The sequence below is a fragment of the Rhizobium sp. S163 genome, from assembly GCF_030380805.1.
Taxonomy (GTDB): Bacteria; Pseudomonadota; Alphaproteobacteria; order Rhizobiales; family Rhizobiaceae; genus Rhizobium.
Genome location: NZ_JAUDSA010000003.1, coordinates 281,370 through 300,355, shown reverse-complemented (window position 1 = coordinate 300,355; position 18,986 = coordinate 281,370). Strand labels below are relative to the sequence as shown.

The window sequence follows — 18,986 nt, the reverse complement described above, 5'->3', positions numbered from 1 at the left end:
ATGGAACAAGTCCGCATCTGTGAATCGAGTTTCGCTTTGCCGACACACCCTTCGATGGCTACCCTCTGATCGCCATTGCACAGCATGAAAACCCATGTTTCGCAGATCCTTATGGCGCATCACTCCTATCTGCGGAATTGCGCGAGGGAACGGAGCCAGACGTGCGCTAGGTTTGCCCGTCGCACGTTGAAGCGCGTGGGCTTAGGCTCCGCGCTCCAGGCTTTCCAGCTCGACCTCGAAGCTCATCTGGTCGTAGGCCGGGACAACATGTTCGGGTGTTTCGGCCATGACGGTGTCGTAGTCGAGCGGCGTGTGCATGTGGGTGAGGATCGCGCGCTTTGGCTGCAGGCGGCCGATCCATTCCAGCGATTGCTCCAGCGACAGATGACTCGGGTGGTAGCGGTATTGGAGGGCATCGATGATGAGAACGTCGAGGTCCCGAAGCTTCGGTACGGTTTCCGGCGGGAAGTCGCTGATATCGCTGCAATAAGCGACGTCGCCGATGCGGAAGCCGAGCGAGGTGATGTCGCCGTGCTGCTGCACATGCGGGCGCAATGAGATCGCGCCGCCCGCGCCGGTGATATGAACAGGCGTGTCGAGATCGCGGATCACCCTCGCCTCGACGATCGGCGGATAGTTGCTGCCGGGAGGCGTTTCCAGGCAATAGCCGAAGCCCTGGCGGATGCGGTCCATGGTCGCTTCGTCGGCATAGATCGGCACGCGCTGCTGCGCACCGAAATAGTAGCCGCGCAGGTCGTCCAGCCCGTGGATATGATCGGCGTGCGGATGCGTGTACATCACGGCGTCGATATGCCCGACCTTGGCCGCGATCATCTGCTCGCGAAAATCCGGTCCGGTATCAATGACGACAGTGGTCACGCCGCCGTTGGCGTCATATTGCTGGATCATGAAGGAGGCGCGAGTGCGCCTGTTCTTCGGATTGTCGGGATTGCAGGCGCCCCAGTCGCCGGTGATGCGCGGAACGCCTGGTGACGACGAGCAGCCGAGAATGGTGAACCGCCGCCTGTAGCCCACCGTGTCAGATCCTCGGCATCTTGGAGAAGCAGCGGAAGGCGTTGTCCGTCGTGATCGCGGCCATTTCGGCATAGCTGAGGCCCAGCGTCTCGGCCAAGACTTCGGCCGTGTTGACGACATAGGACGGCTCGTTGCGCTTGCCGCGCCAGCGCTTCGGCGCGAGATAGGGCGCGTCGGTCTCAACCAGCAGGCGGTCGTGCGGGACGGTGGCGGCGATGTCGCGCAGCTCCTGCGACTTCGGGAAGGTCAGGATGCCGGAAAACGAGATGTAGCCGCCGAGCTCGACGCCGACGCGCGCAAGATCGGCACCCGCCGAGAAGCAGTGCAGGATGAAGGGGAAGGCGCCCTTCCCCGTTTCCTCGGTCAGGATCGCGGCCATGTCCTCGTCGGCGCTGCGGCTGTGGATGACCAGCGGCAGCTTCGTTTCGCGGGCGGCCTCGATGTGGCGCAGGAAACCGGTCTTCTGGTCCTCGGGCTTCTGCGTGTCGTAGAAGTAGTCGAGACCCGCCTCGCCGATCGCCACCACCTTCTCATGCGCATTCGCCAGACGGATCAGGTCTTCGGCCTGGATATCCAGCTCTTCGTCGGCACTGTTTGGATGCGTGCCGACGGAGCAGAAGACGGACGGATACTTTTCGGTAATCGCGAGCAACCCGTCCAGCTTGCGAACGCGCGTCGAGATCGTCACCATCTGCTTGACGCCGCTGTCGTGAGCACGCTTGACGATCTCGTCGCGCTCCTCCTCGAAGTCGGCGAAATCCAGGTGGCAATGGGTATCGATCAGCATCTCAGCCTCACGCCTGCGGCGCGACGTAGCGCGGGAAGACCGGCGTCGGCGCTTCCAAAGGCGTGCCGGAAACCAGGCGACCGGCTTCACCGAGAGCCGTGAAGTCGCGCTTGTCGGCGGCTGCACCGACGAGATCGAGCATCTTTTCGGCGGAGCCCGGAACGAAGGGCTGCAGCAGGATGGCGATCTGGCGCACGACTTCGGCCGTGACGTAAAGCACGGTCTCCATGCGAGCAGGATCGGTCTTCTTCAGCGCCCAGGGCTGCTGGCCGGCGAAATAGCGGTCGGTCTCGGACACGACTGCGATGATCGAGGTCAGCGCGCGGTGGATGAGCTGCTTTTCCATGTCCTCGCGCGTCGAGGCGAGCAGCGCGTCGGCGGCGGCCAGCATCGCCTTGTCCTCGTCGGTCAGCGGACCGCAGGCCGGGATCTTGCCGTCGCAGTTCTTGACGATCATCGACAGCGAGCGGCTGGCGAGATTGCCGATGCCGTTGGCGAGGTCGGCGTTGATGCGGGTGCCGATCGCCTCTTCGCTGCAATTGCCGTCGTGGCCGAAGGAGATTTCGCGCATCAGGAAGTAGCGGATCGCGTCGAGGCCGAAATGCTCGATCAGCTCGAACGGATCGAGCACGTTGCCGAGCGACTTCGACATCTTCTCGCCGCCCTTGGCCAGCACGAAGCCATGCGCGAAGACGCGCTTGGGCAGCGGCAGCTTGGCCGACATCAGGAAGGCAGGCCAGTAGACGGCGTGGAAGCGGATGATGTCCTTGCCGATAATGTGGACGTCGGCCGGCCAATACTTGGCGCGCGGGCCGTTCTTGTCCTCAAGGTAGCCGGTGGCCGTCAGGTAATTGGTCAGCGCGTCGACCCAGACGTACATGACGTGTTCCGGATCATTCGGCACCTTGATGCCCCAGTCGAAGGTCGTGCGCGAGATCGACAGATCCTTCAGCCCCGACTTGACGAAGGAGATCACCTCGTTGCGGCGCTCGGCCGGGCCAATGAAATCGGGCTCGGATTCGTAGAGCGCCAGCAGCTTGTCCTGGTATTCGGAGAGCTTGAAGAAGTAGCTTGCCTCTTCCACCCATTCGACGGGCGTGCCCTGCGGTCCGTAGCGCACGCCGTCGGCGCGCAGCTCGGTCTCGTTTTCCTGGTAATAGGCTTCGTCGCGCACCGAGTACCAGCCGGCATAGCTGTCCTTGTAGATGTCGCCGGCGTCGGCCATCAGGTTCCAGATGTTCTTCGACGTCTCGTGGTGACGATCCTGCGTGGTGCGGATGAAGTCGTCGTTCGAGGCGTTGAGGAGCTTGGCCATCGCCTGGAATTCGCCAGAATTGCGATCGGCGAGTTCCTGCGCGGTGATGCCTTCGGCGCGCGCCGTCTGCTGCATCTTCTGGCCGTGCTCGTCGGTGCCGGTCAGGAAGAACACGTCCTTGCCGTCGAGGCGCTGGTAGCGCGCCATGGCATCCGTCGCGATCAGCTCGTAGGCGTGGCCGATATGCGGCTTGCCGTTCGGGTAGGAAATCGCGGTGGTGATGTAGAAGGGTGTCTTGTCTGTCATGGCGGCCATTCTCGTGCGGCTTATTCTTCGAAATCTATATGCCGCTCCTTAGCGCATGTGGCGGCGAAGCGAAACAGTAAGTTTGGAAAGCGACGCCTCCAACACATAGCAGTGCAATCTTCGTGACCGCCGCGTGCTTGACTCGTTTTTTTCCACATTCTACCCAAGAGAACCATCGAACAGGGTTCCGCAAACGTGACATCAGCCGTCCCCCGCGCCTACCGCTCCCACTTAGGCTTTTTGCATGCAGGCCGATTTCACGCAGGGCTAGGGCCTGCGATTTGATGTTCTCCCATTTCGATCCGCTTTATTCGCTCTCGGGTTTCTTCGTCGGAGCGCTTGTCGGCATCACCGGTGTCGGCGGCGGCTCGCTGATGACGCCCCTGCTGGTTCTCTTGTTCGGCGTGCATCCGGCGACCGCTGTCGGCACCGACCTGCTCTACGCCGCCGTCACCAAGAGTGCGGGCACCGCCGTTCACGGCATGCATGGGCGCATTAACTGGCGGATCGTCGGCTGTCTTGCCGCCGGCAGCGTGCCGGCGGCGCTGATCATGCTGTGGCTGCTGTCGGGCGTCGACCGCAAGAGCATCGAAGTCGCGCATACGATCACGACGGCGCTTGGCTGGCTGCTCGTCATGACGGCCTTCATGCTGGTGTTTCGCAAACAGGTGCTGGCCTTCGCGCAGCGTTCCACGGGCGAGCGGCGGACGCTGCGGCCGGTAACGCTTGGCATCCTCACCGTCGTGCTCGGGCTGGCGCTCGGTATTCTCGTCACGTTGACGTCGGTCGGAGCAGGCGCGCTTGGCGTCACCATCCTGCTGGTGCTTTATCCCAGGCTCGATGTGCGCGAGATCGTCGGTTCCGACATCGTCCATGCGGTGCCGCTGACGCTGATCGGCGGCATGGGATACTGGATGATCGGCGAGATCGACTGGATCATGCTTGCAGCGCTGCTGGTCGGCTCGATCCCTGGGATCATCGCGGGCAGCCTTTTGGCGCCGAAGCTGCATGAGCGGACCATCCGCCTTGTGCTGGCAGGAACGCTTGCTGTTGTCGCTTACAAGCTTCTGACTTCCTGATCCGGGGCTTACCGGATCAAGGTCCGGGCTGCTTGATATCGCCGAGAATGCTCAGAATCGTCTGCTTGCGGTCGAGATTGTAGGCGTCGGAGACCGTCAGGCGTTCGATGATATCGCTGTGCAGGCGCGACAGGCGTTCTGCCTGGGCCACCTGCCCCGCCTTGGCGGCTGCCTTCGCCTTGCCCATCAGGTCGTCGCCGAGATGGCCCACGAAGAACTCGAAGATCGTGTCGCTTTCCTTGCCAGACAGCGCGTCGGCCAGACGGTGCATCGCCTTGCGCGCCGATGGTCCCTGCAGGGTCAGAACCTCGTTATAGGCGGAGATGATCTCGCCACCGCCGTAGTTCACCAGCTTCAGCGCTTCACCGACGCTGCCATTGGCGGATGCCAGCAGCGACGGGTCATTTGCGTCCACGCCGAGATGCCCCAGAGCCGAGCGCAACGCGTTATCACCAAGTGGCGACAGCTTAAGTGGCAGGCAGCGGGAGCGGATGGTGGGCAGGAGCTTGCCAGGCGCATGCGAGATCAACAGGAACAGCGCGCGTTTCGGCGGCTCCTCGAGGATCTTCAGGATGGCGTTGGCGGCGCTTCGGTTCATGTCGTCGGCGGGATCAATGATGACGATGCGCCAGTTGCCGGTGCCCGACGTCTGCGAGAAAAAACGGCCGGCGCGGCGCACCTCGTCGACGGTGATCGCCGATTTCACCTTGCCGGTCTTCTCGTCCACCGGACGGGCGAGATGCAGCAGGTTGTGCGAGGCGCCCGAGTTGATCTGACGGCTGACGGAGGAATTCGGGTCTGGATCGGCCAGGACCTCAGGCGCGCTCTCCGGGTCCGGATGCGACAGGACGTGATTGGCGAAACGAAAAGCCAGCGTCGCCTTGCCGATCCCCGACGGCCCTTCCATCAGCAGGGCGTGGTGGCCCTTGCCGGAACGGTAGGACTGCGCGAGGAAGGCCTCGGCGTCTTCATGACCGAAGAGCTTGGTGTTTTCAGGCGGCCAGATCGCGCCGTGGAGAAGACTCGGGTGCTCGTCACTCATCGGTCGCACTCATCGCTGGCTCGGCGACCTTTGGGGCGTCTGCAGGCGCCAGCAACTGGCCGACGATCGAGACGATCTCCGCTGCGATCGCCTCCTCGCTCTGCATGGCGTTGACGACGTGGCAGCGCTCAGGCTCGCGCGAGGCTATGTCGAGGAAGGCTTCGCGGCGCTTCTCGTGGGTTTCGATCTCTTCCTTCTCGAAGCGATCGGGCGCGACGTCGCCGGCGGCACCTCGGCGCTTGGCGCGCTCAAGGCCGGCCTTGGCCGGCAGGTCGAGCATCAGCGTGCAATCGGGAACGACGCCGTTGATCGCGACGCGTTGCAGCGTCTCGATGAAATCGGGCTCCAGATTGCCCGTCACGCCCTGGTAGACGCGCGAAGAATCCATGAAGCGATCGCAGAGCACGACCTTGCCCTGACCAAGGGCCGGGCGGATGATCTCCTCGACATGATCGTTGCGGGCGGCGGCGAAGAGAATCGCTTCCATGCGCGTTCCAAAGGATTCGGCAGCACCCGAGAGCAGCACATGGCGCACGGCCTCCGCACCCGGCGAACCGCCAGGCTCGCGCGTGACTACGACCTCATGGCCCTTGGCGCGCAAGGCATCGGCCAGCCGACGGATCTGGGTGGACTTACCAGCACCCTCACCGCCTTCAAACGTAACGAACAATCCGGTAGCGGATGACAACAATATGTTCCTGCGATCTTGGCCTGCACTCAATCGGCGCCAGCGGCACCTCGTCCGTACATCTAGCCGAAGATAACGGCGAGCGGAACCGCTTCGCGTCGATCTCTCGGCTTTGTCACAAGGTGAAACGCGACTATGGCGATCATGTGGGCTCGGCGGGCTTATCCCAGAGCCAGGAAAACAGCAGCGTTTCGCCGAGTTCCAGCACGGCATCGACCGCGCGGCTGCTGAGAGTGCCCTCCTCGACCGCCGCCTTTGTGTAGAGCGGCACTTCGCGCAGCAGCCTGCTGCCGGTGAAAAGTCGCAGCGTGCCGACTTCGCGGTCCGCTTCGACCGGCGCCGGTAGCGGCCAGTGATAGACGATGCGGGCGGCAAGCCGGTCGGGATTGTTGACGGGGATGTAGACGCTGATCGGGCTTTTGGCGACGAGCTCGACGCTGCGCGATGCACCGCCGTAAACGCTCGCGGTGCCGATGACCTCGTTTTCCGCGAAAAGCTGGCGGATTTCGAAGGCGCTGAGGCCCCACTCGAGCACACGCTTGGCTTCCTCGGTGCGCTCCTTGTCGGAGGCGATGCCGCCGAGCGTCATGAACAAGCGGCGGCCGTTGCGCTCGGCCGACGCTACGATTGAATAGCCCTCGCCTTCGGCAAAGCCGGTCGCCAGCCCATCGACGCCGAGACCGAAGCCGAGCAGCGGGTTGCGGTTACGCTGGAAGATCTTGTTCCACTCGAAATCGGGTTGGGCGAAATAGGGATAATAGGTCGGGTATCCCTCTTGAAGGCGCTCCGCGAGCGCGACCATGTCATAAGCTGTGGTCTTGCTCTTGCCATCGGGAAGTCCGGTGGAGTTGGCGAAGAGCGAGTGTTGCATGCCGAGCGTCTTTGCGCGTCGCGTCATGCTTTCGGCGAAAGCCGGCTCACCGCCGCTCATGCCTTCGGCAAGAATGATGCAGCTGTCATTGGCGCCCTGGATGGCAATGCCGCGCACGAGATCTTCGACCCGCACGTTGGACTTCAGCGCCGCGAACATGGTCGCGGTGCGCGACGGCGCGCCGCCGGTGCGCCAGGCAAATTCGGAGACGGGATACTGGGTATCGAGCGTGATCTGCTTGCTTGTCAGCGCATCGAAGACGAGCTCCACCGTCATCAGCTTGGCAAGCGAGGCCGGCGAGAAGGTCTGGTGTTCGTTCTTGGCAAGCAGCACCGTGCCGGTCGACGCTTCGACCATATAGGCTTGTGCGGCCTTGGTGACGAACGACTGATTGGTGTCGGCGGGCGCAGCTACGGCATTGGTCGAAACGACCTGAGCCAGCGGCAACAGGCAGACACAGAGACGAAGCATATGTTTCAGCATCGAAACCCTCATCGATCCGGTCCCGAATGACCTCGGAAACACTTACTTCAGTGCAGCCTTCGCTGCCTTCTGACGCTTGAATGATGCCAGGATGCTGTCTTCGGTCAAGCCGTCATTGCGAACCATGACCGCGTCGAAGGCGAGATCGACCGTCACGGTGTTTACGCCCTCTTCCTGATAGCCCATGGCCATCGATCCCTGCTGCCAGCCATAGGGGCGCTCGTAGGGATAGGGTCCGATCTCAGGCAGCACGACCATCTCGCCGAACGACGCGGGTGCGGCATTATCGAAGGATGGCGCACGCAGCGGCGTTGGGATCGGAGCAGCATTGTAAGGCGCGCTCGGGGTCGAGCCGGCGTAGGAGGTCGCGGAGCGCGGAACCGGTACGCTATCGGCCGCAGGCGGCGTGAAGCCACCGAAGCTCTGGATCTCGTCGCGCGTGATGCGCTTGCTGTTGGAGGCAACCATGACGCCGGTGGCGATCTGCCCCTCGCCCGGATAGACGCCGGGAATACGGCTGCCCTTCGGCACGTAGGAGGCCATCAGATACGGCATGTCGTGACCATCCATTCGAGCCTTGCCGACATACTGAACGCGCACATTGCCGGTGCCGCTGTGCTGGAGATCGAGCAGGTCTGCGGTCTTGTTCGACAGGTCGATGATGCGACCTTCGTGATAAGGGCCGCGGTCGTTGACGCGCACGATGATGGATGAGCCGTTTTCGACGTTGGTGACGCGCGCATAGCTCGGCAGCGGGAATGTCGGATGCGCGGCGGAAATGTGCATCTGGTCGTAGACTTCGCCATTGGCTGTCAGGCGACCATGAAAAGCCGAGCCGTACCAGGATGCGATGCCGACCTTGTTGTAGGAGAAATCTTCCTTCGGGTAATAGGTCTTGCCCTTCACCACATAGGGATTGCCGACGATGTAGCGACCGCCGCCCTTCGGAATATTGTTGCCGCTTGCCACGCGCGGGCTTGCCTTGACGCCATATTCCGACTCGGCAAAATACTCCTTGCCGTGCGTGCGCTTGGCCGTCGTCGTGGGTGCCGTTCCGCAAGCGGTCACTGTCGCACAGATAAGCGACAAGCCTACCCACCGCACTGGTGTCGCAAGTGCCGCCGCTCCGAAGTCTCGTCTCATATGTCCCACGCCGCTCAAGACCGTTATGGCTCAAAGTCCGCCTATTCAGGCAAAACAAGCCGTACCGCCATCAACCTAACGAGACTTTAATCATGCGACCTTCGCGGCGAATTTGCGAAAGCTTTCGCCGAGATAGAGACAATTCTAATGAATATGGTTAATGGATCGCTAAATTAATGAAGCGATCCGGCACATCCATGGCGGTCTTGAGCTGCTATCAATCGGCTGTCAGAAGTGAAACGAGACACCAACGTTAACGGCGTTGGTGATGATGTTGGTCTTGAGATTGTCGCCGCTGTCGATCGGCACGTTCACGCGGGAGTAATTTCCCTTGTACTCGACGAAGGTCGACCAGCGATCGGTGATGCGGAAATCCACGCCGGCTTGAGCCTGGAACGTCACGCCGCCGAACTCGTAATCGAAGGTCGTCCCCTGGGGGCGCGTCACTTCGACATGCGGGACGTTGATGCCGACGCCGGCGCCGATATATGGCGTCCAGCGCTGGCCTTCGATCGGGAAGCGATAGAGCGCGTTGGCGGTCAGAAGGTTCAGGCCATCGGTGAATTCGAAATGCGACCAGCCGGATGTCGCCAGCGTCTTTTCGTCTGCATAGACCTTGGCGTGGGTATAATCGAGGGAGAAGCCGAGATTGGGATGATTGAAATTCTCAAGCCACCAAGTGACGCGCGCGCCATAATAGGGCGGCGAGCCGAAGGACTTGCCTTCCCAGCCGGCATTGAAATGCGTGCCGTCGGAGACATCCACGCCGCTATGCGGTGCCGTCTGGTAGCCACCATAGGCGGAGAACTGCAAATCCTCGGCCTTTGCCGGAGCGTAGAGACAGGCAGCGGTAACGAGTGCGTATGTGGAGAGGCGAAATGCGCGGCGCATGAATGGTCCCCGGGTTGCGATGGCCGGGATATTCGCCGCCATTTGTAACAGGGCTATTTCAGTAGCGCCGCTCGTCTGATTCATTTGCTGCGTAGTGTCTGGAGGACAACAGCGCCTGAATGGCAACACTTGTTGCGACGCCGCGTCTCACGCTCACGGAGACCGGTCGAGGTAATCCGTCAAGGTCTTGAGAAAGACGTCGATATCCTCGCTGGTCGTGCGGTGATTGACGATCGCGCAGCGCACGACAAGCTTGCCCTGCAACGTCGTCCAGGACGGGACGGCCAGTCCCTGCTCGTGAAGATCAAGCACGATATCGCGAATGAAGCCATCGTCGGCACCGCGAATGCCGAAGCAGACGATGTTGAGGCCAACCGGGGCCTTTACCTCGAAGCGCGGATCGCGCGCCAGACTTGCGGCGAGATAGCGGGCGAGTTCGCAGGTGCGCGCGATGGCATTGCCCATCCGCTCCGTTCCGAGCGTTTCGATCGTCATCCAGGTCTTCAGCGCCCGGAAGCCTCTCGACAGATCGGGGCCCAGATCGCAAGGCCATGTCTCGCCGGCGGCAAGTCCCCTGCCCGACCGTTGCAAATATGCGGCGGGTTGGGCGAATGCGCGCTTGTGCGCGGCGCTGTCGCGAACCAGCAGGAAGCCGGCGTCATAGGGCACGTGGCCCCATTTGTGGAAGTCGAGCGCGATCGACGCCGACCGCTCGATGCCCGAAAACAGCTGACGCATCTCGGGTGACAGCATGGCAAGCGCGCCGATGGCCCCATCGACGTGGAACCAGATGTTTTCCGCTTCGGCGACCTTGGATATCTCCAGGAGAGGATCGATCGCACCGGTGTTCACCGTGCCCGCCGTGCCGACCACGAGAAACGGGAGCGAGCCCTGCGCGCGGTCTTGCGCGATCGCTACGGCCAGCGCCTCGACGCTCATCCGGCCGGCTTCGTCGACCGCGACAGATCTCAGGTTCGCCGAGCCGATGCCGGACAGCTCCATGGCCTGCGCGATGCAGACATGCGCCTGCGAGGATGTGTAGGCGACCAACTGTCGGTCGGCCTTGCGCAATCCGTCCCGCCGCACGCTTTGGCTCAGGGCCTCGGTGCGGGCGATGGTCAGTGCCAGGAAATTGGCCATCGACGAGCCGGTGACGAAAAGGCCGCTTGCCGATGAGGGATAGCCAAGCACTTGCGCCATCCATAAGGCGATCTGCTTTTCGACCTCGATACCGACATGATCGCGGCCACCGCAATTCATGTTCAAGCCGGCAGCGACCATCTCCGCGACCATGCCGACGGGTGTGCCAGCCCCATGCACCCAGCCCATGAACAGCGGATGCAGATTGCCGGTGGCGTGGGGAAAGACATGCGTACGGACATCGTCGAGCACATCGTCGAGCGCACGGGGATCGTCCGGTAGCGCACGGGCAAACCTGGCGCGCGTATCCGACGGCATCTGCTGCCAGACCGGTTTTTGCCTGACATTGGCGATATGATCGATGGTGTCGTCGAGCATGCGGTGCGCTGCTTCGCGAAACGCCTGCCAGTCCGTGGGGTCGAGGCTCGTCGACTTCTCCAGATCCGAGCCCGCCGGTGCGTCCGTTTTCGCAATCAGTGACATCAGGGCCCTCGATCAGCCCTTGAGACGGTGGCCCATTTCTCGAACAGGATGTCGAGATCGTCGGCGATCGGCCGCATTGCATTCTCCATGGTGTCGCCGCCGGCCAGTCTGTCGGACACGGCGTTGATATCGATCGCCGAGGCCGCGACCCTGAGGATCGTGCGGGCACCGAGATTGACCGCCTGCCCGACGTGGCAGACCGGTCCAACATCGCTTTCACGCAATGCCAGATGAATCTTCTGCGCTTGCGCAAGGGACGCGAAGCCATTGTTGTCGTCGGTCATGGTCAAGGGGAAGATGGCGCGATCGACGATATGGTCACCTTCGTCGTCGGGATGGATCAAGACGCCTTCAATATGCTCGGCGCGGGCGCGCACAAGGTCGATGAAGGCCTGCTTGATGCGACGCTGAACGGCGGTGTCGATTGCGGCCAAGGGCTCCAGTTGCTCAAGCGCAGCTGTCCACCTGAGGCCCAGCCCGAGATTGAAGTGTGATCCGAATTGCTGATCATGACCGCCGCGCAGACGCGCCGGCCAATCATGGAGGGCCGTGTAATCGGAAAGCCCCGGCGCAAATGCCTGCTTCGTAGCAAGTTCCTCGACAAGTGCCGGCGGTATGGCGAGCGCACCCGCGAAGGGCGGTCCGGCGAGGAACTTTGAGCCGGTGACCGCGACGAGAAAGCCGTCGGCGATATCCCTTTCGAGCGTGGCGGCGCTGCAGCGAAACTGGCAGGCATCGACAAGAACGCGAACACGTCCGGGCGCGCGCCCCGAAATGTGATGGGCAGCCTGTCGCGAGACCCCGGTCAGGCCCGTCTTGGAGGTATCCAGAACATGGACGAGGACATCCCTGTCGCGTTTCAGCGCGTCCTCGACAAGCGATATGACGTCGGCGTCGACATCATCGGGGTTTCGCGCCTGGCCCGTCGCGTTGCGGATCGCCACCGTCTGCACTTCGACGCGATCGGCGGTAATGCCGGCGAGCATCTCGCCCGCTCTCACGGCGTGGCCCAGCGCCGTGACGTCCGAGAAATGGCGGCCTGAGGCAGCGCGGGGTACGCCGCTGCCGGTTTCCTCAGGGGCGATCAGGATGTTGGTGATCGGGCGTGGCGACAGCGAAAGCATCAGGCCGAGCGCGAGAAGTTCCACGTCGGTTCCGGATGCGGCAAGCACGATGCCGCTCTCGCCGCATCCAATGTTGCTGCCGATACGGCTGCGTATCTCTGCGAACCATTCGTCGACGGCGACAGTGGTGGCGCCATCGACGCCGAACAGCCGCTTCAGCTGGTGGCTGGCAGCGGTGAAGCCCTGCGGCGAGACGTTGCTCGCGGTTGTGGACGCGAAGGAAATCTCGTCCTTGGCCGCAGTGGTGCGGGTTCCGTATCGATTGCGGCCGGTTGCTGCATCCGGCCAGATACGGCTATCGCCGCCGGCCGCGAACAGAAGCGACAGCGTGTGGTCGATACTGGCCGCGTCCAGCTTGTGCCGGTAATCAGGAACGAGGGCGGCCATCGTCCTGATAGCGAACATGTCATCTCCGGATCTGGAGGTCCTCGAAGCTGCGATCACAGCGCTTCTACAAGCGACACGACACCTGCCTGATTGGAGCCATGTGCCTGGCCTCGCAGAGGCTTACCGTCCCGCGTGCGGCCGGCCAGCGCATCTTCGAATGCGGCAAACAGGGTTGCCATCGACTGCTTCTTGTAGGGAAAGACGGTCTCGGAATCCATCGAATGGACGATCATCGCCACGTCTGCTTCAAACAGCAGCAGGCGACCGTCCGACAGCTCGGCGCAATCGATCGCGAAGTAATCGAGGCCGAGGCGGCGGTGCAGCGCTGCAAACGCATCGGCGTGCCGCACGGCGAAATCAGCCTCGAAATTCGCCATCCACGACGCTTCCTCAAGCCGCCGCTCGGCATGCTCCGCCATCCCGGCGCTGAGGTAGTGCACCATCCAGTGATCGGAGATCGCCAGGTGGCTCGCATAGGGCTTGCCATCGATGACCGCGATGCGTTGCTTGCGAAACTTGCCGTCCTCGTCGCTGTAGTCGACGAACGGAGCAATGTAGAACTCGGCTTCCGGGCGGCTGGTGAGATAAGCGGCAATCGCATCGGCAGAGCCGATCTTTTCCATTCCGTGACCGGCGTGGGTGCCGATCGGGCGAAGGATGATCGGGAAGGATGTCAGTCCGTCGATCAAGTTGATCGAGAGCAACTCCGCTGAGAGATCAACAAGCGTCTGCCGGGCAATCCGCGTCGTCAACGGAGCAAGAATGGCGGGTTCGTTGCGGAAGGCTCCGGCCACGCCCTCGCGCGACAGATCGATGACCCGGCGCGGCGCATTGTTTACGATCGGGCCGGTCCAGCTTGCCAGCAGTCGCTCGAGGTTTTCCAGCACGGCCAGATTTTCGGGCGACTCGCCGACGGCGACGAAGGCCACGTCATGCTCGGGCACGTCGTCCAGGTGCGGCGTCAGCTCATCGACATAGTGGAGAAAGATATTCGCATCTGAGCTCTCGAGCAGGAATTCGATCGGCGTATTGGCCATGAAGTCGCCGCGGGTGGCGATCACGAGGACGCGAAGGCCAGCGCCGCTGCCATTGCGAATATGATACTTGCGGCTCATCTCCAGCGCGCCCTTCTGGGTAATGGCGGCTTCCTGGCTCTTGCCGAGAGTTTGCAGGATGATCGCGAGGTCCATGAAGGCGCCCGCATCGGAGACATCGGCGGATACCCGCGCCATTAGCGCATCCCAATAAGGCGAAATGTCCTTGCCCTCATAGACCGTGCGAACGATCGCCGCCTTGCCCGCTATCGCGTGCAAGTCTTCAAATTCGTGGATCTGGGCGGCGGCAGTTTTCACGGGCATCAACTCCATTGAACCGGCCTGATCGACTGCGGCGTGACTCGCCGCGCTATCACCGGTTTGCAAATATTCGAGCTCACTTGTGTGCCCGGTTGCTTGCGTGGGCCTTGCTGTTTTGAGCGGACCACGTCTCGGCGCCATACGCCGCGACCACCGGTCGTTTGTCGGCGCACACGCGCCGACGCCATCACGATTGTCTTGGAAATTCAGGCTGATGTCAGGGTTGTGCAGCACTTACGGGCTGGCGGCGGGACGAGGTCGGCCAAGCCGCCGCGATGTGCAAGCGACCTCGAGAAGTATCGGCATGACAGAGAAAAGCGACGTGCGTAAATCCCTGCTGGCGCGTCCACGCATCGGCAGCGTCACCCTGTCCGCCATCGTCGGCCTTTATCTCGTCTTCTTCACCAACTTCACTTTCTGGAAGAAGGTGCATGCCTATCTCGGCTTCGAGCCGGGTGCCGTTGTCGCGCTCTATATCGCGATCGCCATGCTGTTCATCGGCGCGATCACGCTGCTCTCCGCGAAATATGTGATCAAGCCGGTGCTGATCTTCCTGATCATCGCGGCGGCGATGGCGGCGTGGTTCACGGATTCCTTCGGTGTCATCCTCGACAGCGACATGATCCGCAACGCGATGCAGACGACGCCGGCGGAGGCGCAACATCTGATCACGCCCGGTCTACTGCTGCACGCGTTGTTGTATGGCGTTATCCCTATCGCGCTGGTCCTATGGGTGCGCGTGGTTCATCGCCCGATCCTGCAAAAGCTCATGTGGAACAGCCTGACCGTCATAGCCTGTTTAGCGGTCTTTGCCGTTGCGGCCCTCACCTATTCGAAAACCTATACGGCGGCCATTCGGCAGCATCGCGATATGTTGAAGAGCCTCAACCCCATCGTCCCGATCGTCAGCACCGCGAAGTACTTCGTCCAGACGGGAGAGGAGGCCAGGCTGGTGGTCGCACCGCTTGGACTGGATGCGAAGGTCGCGACGCCCGCGGGCACCACCGACAAACCGCGCGTGACGATCATCATCGCCGGAGAAACCGCGCGCGCGATGAACTTCTCGCTCGGCGGCTATCATCGCGACACCAATCCGGAACTTGAGAAGCAGGACATTATCTATTTCCCGAATGCCACGAGTTGCGGCACGGCGACAGCAACGTCGATCCCCTGCATGTTTTCCCAGTTCACGCGGGACAATTTCGATCACGCCAAGGGCCTCGCCAACGAGGGGCTGATGGATGTGCTCGCCCATGCAGGGATCGACACGGCATGGTTCGACAACAACACGGGCAGCAAGGGCGTCGCCGATCGGATCACCTATATCGACCTCGCAAAGTCCACCGACGCTCGCTACTGCAGCGACGGCGAATGCCAGGACGGTATCTTTCTCGACAAGTTCGACGAATGGCTGGCCAATGTGAAGAAGGACAGTGTGCTGGTTCTTCACCAAATGGGAAGCCACGGACCGGCCTACTATTTGCGATATCCGCAGGCGTTTCGGAAATTCACGCCCGAATGCCAGACGGCCGAGCTTGGCAATTGCAAGGATGCCGACATCGTCAACGCCTACGACAACACCATTCTCTACACAGATCACTTCCTGTCCGGCATCATCGACAAGCTGAAGGCCCGCAGCGACAAGATTGCGGCCGGGATGATCTACATGTCCGACCACGGCGAATCGCTCGGCGAAAACGGTCTCTATCTGCACGGGACGCCCTACATCTTCGCGCCTGACGAACAGACGCATGTGCCGTTTCTCGTGTGGCTCGACCCGGACTTCCGGAAATCGATGGGCGTGGACATGGAATGCGTGGCGCGGCGGCGCGCACAGCCGACCTCTCACGACAACCTCTTTCACAGCGTCCTGGGAATGATGAACGTCACCACGAGCGCCTACGACCCGAAACTCGACGTGTTCGCCGGCTGCATGCCTAGCAAAGGCGCTTGAGGAAAGGCTCTAATTGGCGCGTTGAGCACGGTCACTGCTTGCATACGGCGGTCGAGGTCCGGCAGGCCGAACGGCTTGACCAGATAATCCGTGGCACCACAGTTGAAGCCCTCGATCTGGTCGGATACCTGATCGTGTGCGGTCAGAATGATGATCGGCACATTGTTGCTGCGGCCACGCAACCGGCGAAGCAGCGACAGGCCATTTCCATCGGGAAGGCGCAGATCGAGCAGGACGAGGCCATACTCGCCGCTGTCGGCAGCGCGCGTCGCATCCGCAAGCGTCAGGCACCATTCGACCGAATGTCCGTGGGCGTTGACGTGGTCACAGACGGCATCGCCGAGCACCGCGTTATCTTCGACCAGCAGGACATTCATAGCTGCTTGCCCTTCGACGCCTAACCAGCGCCGCCGTTGACCGGATCGCTCTCGAGCTGAGCGTCGCGGACCGGTAGAGCCTGCTCAGCCTTATCGAGCCCGTGGCGCTTTTCGAAATTGCTCCAGCTTCGATCCATCGCATAGGCGGATGACAGATGCGGGATGCCGACATGACCGAAGGCGAAGGACAGCTGACGCTCGGCGACGTCCTCCGTGACATTGGCGATCTGCTGGCTGTAGAGCACCGAGGCCAGCCCCGTCCGGTCGGCGCCGGAGAGGCAATGGATCAGGATAGGCTTCGGCGCGTCGCGCATGATGACAACGAGGCGATCGGCCTTTTCGGCGGTAAGAATCTTCGAAGCGGACATCGGGAAATCGACATGTTCGACGCCCAGCCGCTCCGATACCGCGACCTCCTCCGACCACCACTTCGCGTATCCGGAATTGCCGCGCAGGTTGATGACGGTCTTGATGCCGTTGTCGCGGATATAGCGCTCGAGCTGTGACGGCGACGGCTGGGCGGAGCGATAAAGTTGCCCGGCTATGACAGTATGAAAATTTCCGGTCAATTGGAGATAGCCGGCGTATCCACCGAGGGTCAGACCAGCGAAAAGAACAAGGCCGCCAGCAACCTTAGCCGCACGTGGAATGCGAAGTCGTTTCAGTGCGCGCAAGAGTATCTCCAAGAAACAATCGAGAGATACACTCTATGCTGGGGGCTGCTGACACTAGCCTGAAGCGAGAATGACAATATTGCGACAGCGGACTCTACTCACGCTGCGTCCCGCAACGCTTGACGATCATCGGATGATAGCCGGCTACATTATTTTCGCAACAAAAGAGGCCGGAGCGGGCGCCCCGGCCTCCCCTATTTCATATCTGCTATCAGTTCACGCCTGCAGACACCTTCGCGCTGGCGACGTGCGCAGCGGCCTTGCGGCAGCCGGAGAAGACATCAAGCGCCGGATCGTAGACCTTCGTGGAGACATCCATCAGACCGAGCACGCTATGGAAGACATTGTCGTGCGAGGTCGGCTTGTTGGCGTTTGCGGCAAGGCACGCCGTGTCATAGCCGGCCGAGGCCTGCAGATCATCGGACAGCCAGACGACGAAGGGCACATGGGTTTGCTGGATGGGAGCAACGACATAAGGCGTGCCGTGCAGATAAAGACCATTCTCGCCAAGGGATTCACCGTGGTCGGAAAAGTAGACGACGGACGCCGCCATCTTGTCCGCGCGCTGCTTCATCTTGTCGATAACCGCCGACACGATGTGATCCGTATAAAGGATGGTGTTGTCGTAGGCGTTGCGGATTTCCTCCGGCGAGCAGCTTCCGAAGTCGTTGGCGCGGCAATCCGGCTGGAAGCGACGGTATTCTTCCGGGTAGCGAGCGTAATATGCCGGGCCGTGGCTGCCGAGCTGGTGCAGCACAAGCACGCTATCGCCTTGCACCTGGTCCAGCCACGCATCCATCTTGTCGAGCAGGATCGCATCCAGGCATTCGCCATCCTTGCAGAAACGGGGATCGGCGGTGTCGGGAAGGAACTGATACGGTACCCGGTCGGTGACATGGTAGCTGCCGGTATCATTGTCGAGCCAGGAGACAGACACGTTGGCATGGCCGAGGACGTCGAGAACGTTCTCCGTCTCGAGTGCCTTTCGATGCGTATAGGCCGCTCTCGGGTAGACCGAGAACAGGCATGGGATCGAGATGGCTGTGGCGGTTCCGCAGCTGCTGGTGTTGGGGAAATAGACGACGTTCTGCTTGGCCAGCTCCGGATTGGTGTCGCGCTCATAACCGCCGAGCGAAAAGTCCTGCGCGCGCGCCGTCTCGCCTGCGACGACAATCAGCACACGCGGCTTCGTCGTGCCGGCGGTGTTGACGCGATGTGCGTCCGTGCCCAGCGGCTGGGCGACGATGTTTGCATCCTGGCCGGAGGAGATCGCGAAGCGAAGAGCACTGGTGATCGGAACGAAGGGATTGAGCGTGTCGAGCAGATCCTTGTGAGCGCGCCCGACGCCGGCGAAGGTGCGATAGTCGCCAATTCCAATCGCTGCGAAGACTGCAGCGCATGCCAGGATGACCGCAGTGTTGTGCGCGAGCTTCTTTAGAATAGGCCGGTGACGAATACGAACCCAGAGGATCAGCAGCGACGGAATGATGCCCGTCAGCAGTATGTGCATGGCAAAGCGAGGCGTAACCAGGTGCCCGGCTTCGGCGCCGGTCGACACAGCTGCATTGCGGATCATCTCCTTGTCGACAATCACGCCGAAGGAATCCGTGAACCAGGAGGCGGCCGATGCCGCGATCACGATGAAGATCAGGAAGGGCTTGGTGATGTATTTCGCGGAAAAGAAGGTGACAACACCCATGCTTGCCGCCGCGATGCCGATCACGAAGATCGTGAAACCGAAACGATCCGCGGCAAAATATCCAAATGCCTTCGACCAGAACGTGCGGTTTGTGACGATCAGCAGATAGGCGGTCGTCAACAGGCAGAGCGTCACGCTTCCGATTTCAGGTCGAAAGAAGCGCGACGCGCCTCGGGATTTACTGTCGTTCAATTCGGTGTCTCCGCAATACAT

General features: G+C 61.6%; 16 protein-coding genes. 2 read left to right on the top strand and 14 right to left on the bottom strand.

Features of this window, described 5'->3' with window-relative positions:
- Positions 1-201: 201 nt before the first annotated feature.
- The 3 genes from QTL96_RS01595 to metG are packed head-to-tail and all read right to left on the bottom strand — an operon-like array spanning position 202 to position 3,383.
- Positions 202-1,035, bottom strand: coding sequence for an MBL fold metallo-hydrolase (locus QTL96_RS01595; protein ID WP_289726436.1), 834 nt, complete (start codon positions 1,033-1,035; stop codon positions 202-204).
- Positions 1,036-1,039: 4 nt separating this feature from the next.
- Positions 1,040-1,822 carry a TatD family hydrolase gene (locus tag QTL96_RS01590; protein ID WP_289726435.1) on the bottom strand — a complete coding sequence of 261 codons (783 nt, stop codon included), beginning with the start codon at positions 1,820-1,822 and terminating at the stop codon, positions 1,040-1,042.
- Positions 1,823-1,829: 7 nt separating this feature from the next.
- Positions 1,830-3,383 (bottom strand): methionine--tRNA ligase, encoded by a 1,554-nt coding sequence (gene metG, locus QTL96_RS01585; protein ID WP_289726434.1) that lies wholly within the window; start codon positions 3,381-3,383, stop codon positions 1,830-1,832.
- Between the two features lie 284 nt (positions 3,384-3,667).
- On the opposite strand from metG, the gene QTL96_RS01580 reads away from it, so the two are divergent.
- On the top strand, positions 3,668-4,462 hold the full coding sequence (locus QTL96_RS01580; protein WP_289726433.1) for a sulfite exporter TauE/SafE family protein: 795 nt from the start codon (positions 3,668-3,670) through the stop codon (positions 4,460-4,462).
- A 16-nt stretch (positions 4,463-4,478) separates the two neighbouring features.
- Here the strand turns inward: QTL96_RS01580 and QTL96_RS01575 are convergent, their stop codons facing one another.
- The 8 genes from QTL96_RS01575 to QTL96_RS01540 form a co-directional block, all read right to left on the bottom strand.
- Entirely contained in the window at positions 4,479-5,504 is a 1,026-nt protein-coding gene (locus QTL96_RS01575) for a DNA polymerase III subunit delta' (protein ID WP_289726432.1), read from the bottom strand.
- Entirely contained in the window at positions 5,497-6,192 is a 696-nt protein-coding gene (tmk, locus tag QTL96_RS01570; protein WP_289726431.1) for a dTMP kinase, read from the bottom strand. The genes QTL96_RS01575 and tmk overlap by 8 nt, the downstream gene beginning before the upstream one ends.
- Before the next feature lie 142 nt (positions 6,193-6,334).
- A complete protein-coding gene (locus QTL96_RS01565; protein WP_289726430.1) occupies positions 6,335-7,546 on the bottom strand; it encodes a D-alanyl-D-alanine carboxypeptidase family protein in 1,212 nt (403 codons plus the stop codon).
- Positions 7,547-7,588: 42 nt separating this feature from the next.
- Positions 7,589-8,689: a septal ring lytic transglycosylase RlpA family protein gene (locus tag QTL96_RS01560; RefSeq protein WP_289726429.1), complete on the bottom strand. Its 1,101-nt coding sequence runs from the start codon at positions 8,687-8,689 to the stop codon at positions 7,589-7,591.
- A gap of 228 nt (positions 8,690-8,917) precedes the next feature.
- The gene (locus tag QTL96_RS01555) at positions 8,918-9,580 is read right to left on the bottom strand and encodes a porin family protein (RefSeq protein ID WP_113011794.1); all 663 of its coding nucleotides are present in this window, start codon (positions 9,578-9,580) and stop codon (positions 8,918-8,920) included.
- A 153-nt stretch (positions 9,581-9,733) separates the two neighbouring features.
- Positions 9,734-11,203: a pyridoxal-dependent decarboxylase gene (locus QTL96_RS01550; protein WP_289726428.1), complete on the bottom strand. Its 1,470-nt coding sequence runs from the start codon at positions 11,201-11,203 to the stop codon at positions 9,734-9,736.
- Complete coding sequence (locus QTL96_RS01545) at positions 11,203-12,732, bottom strand: hypothetical protein (RefSeq protein ID WP_289726427.1); 1,530 nt, start codon at positions 12,730-12,732, stop codon at positions 11,203-11,205. The genes QTL96_RS01550 and QTL96_RS01545 overlap by 1 nt, the downstream gene beginning before the upstream one ends.
- A 35-nt stretch (positions 12,733-12,767) precedes the next feature.
- Positions 12,768-14,066, bottom strand: a complete 1,299-nt coding sequence (locus QTL96_RS01540) for a tetratricopeptide repeat-containing protein (protein ID WP_289726426.1) — start codon at positions 14,064-14,066, stop codon at positions 12,768-12,770.
- Between the two features lie 307 nt (positions 14,067-14,373).
- Here QTL96_RS01540 and QTL96_RS01535 point away from each other — a divergent pair, with 307 nt between their 5' ends.
- Entirely contained in the window at positions 14,374-16,023 is a 1,650-nt protein-coding gene (locus tag QTL96_RS01535) for a phosphoethanolamine--lipid A transferase (RefSeq protein WP_289726425.1), read from the top strand.
- On the opposite strand, the gene QTL96_RS01530 is transcribed toward QTL96_RS01535, so the two are convergent.
- The 3 genes from QTL96_RS01530 to QTL96_RS01520 all read right to left on the bottom strand — a co-directional run bounded on the left by QTL96_RS01530 (position 15,969) and on the right by QTL96_RS01520 (position 18,965).
- Positions 15,969-16,400, bottom strand: a complete 432-nt coding sequence (locus QTL96_RS01530) for a response regulator (protein WP_289726424.1) — start codon at positions 16,398-16,400, stop codon at positions 15,969-15,971. The two genes, QTL96_RS01535 and QTL96_RS01530, sit on opposite strands and share 55 nt — an antisense overlap.
- Positions 16,401-16,420: 20 nt before the next feature.
- On the bottom strand, positions 16,421-17,050 hold the full coding sequence (locus tag QTL96_RS01525) for a dual specificity protein phosphatase family protein (protein WP_289727149.1): 630 nt from the start codon (positions 17,048-17,050) through the stop codon (positions 16,421-16,423).
- 235 nt (positions 17,051-17,285) lie between these two features.
- Complete coding sequence (locus QTL96_RS01520) at positions 17,286-18,965, bottom strand: phosphoethanolamine--lipid A transferase (protein ID WP_289726423.1); 1,680 nt, start codon at positions 18,963-18,965, stop codon at positions 17,286-17,288.
- Between the last annotated feature and the right edge of the window lie 21 nt (positions 18,966-18,986).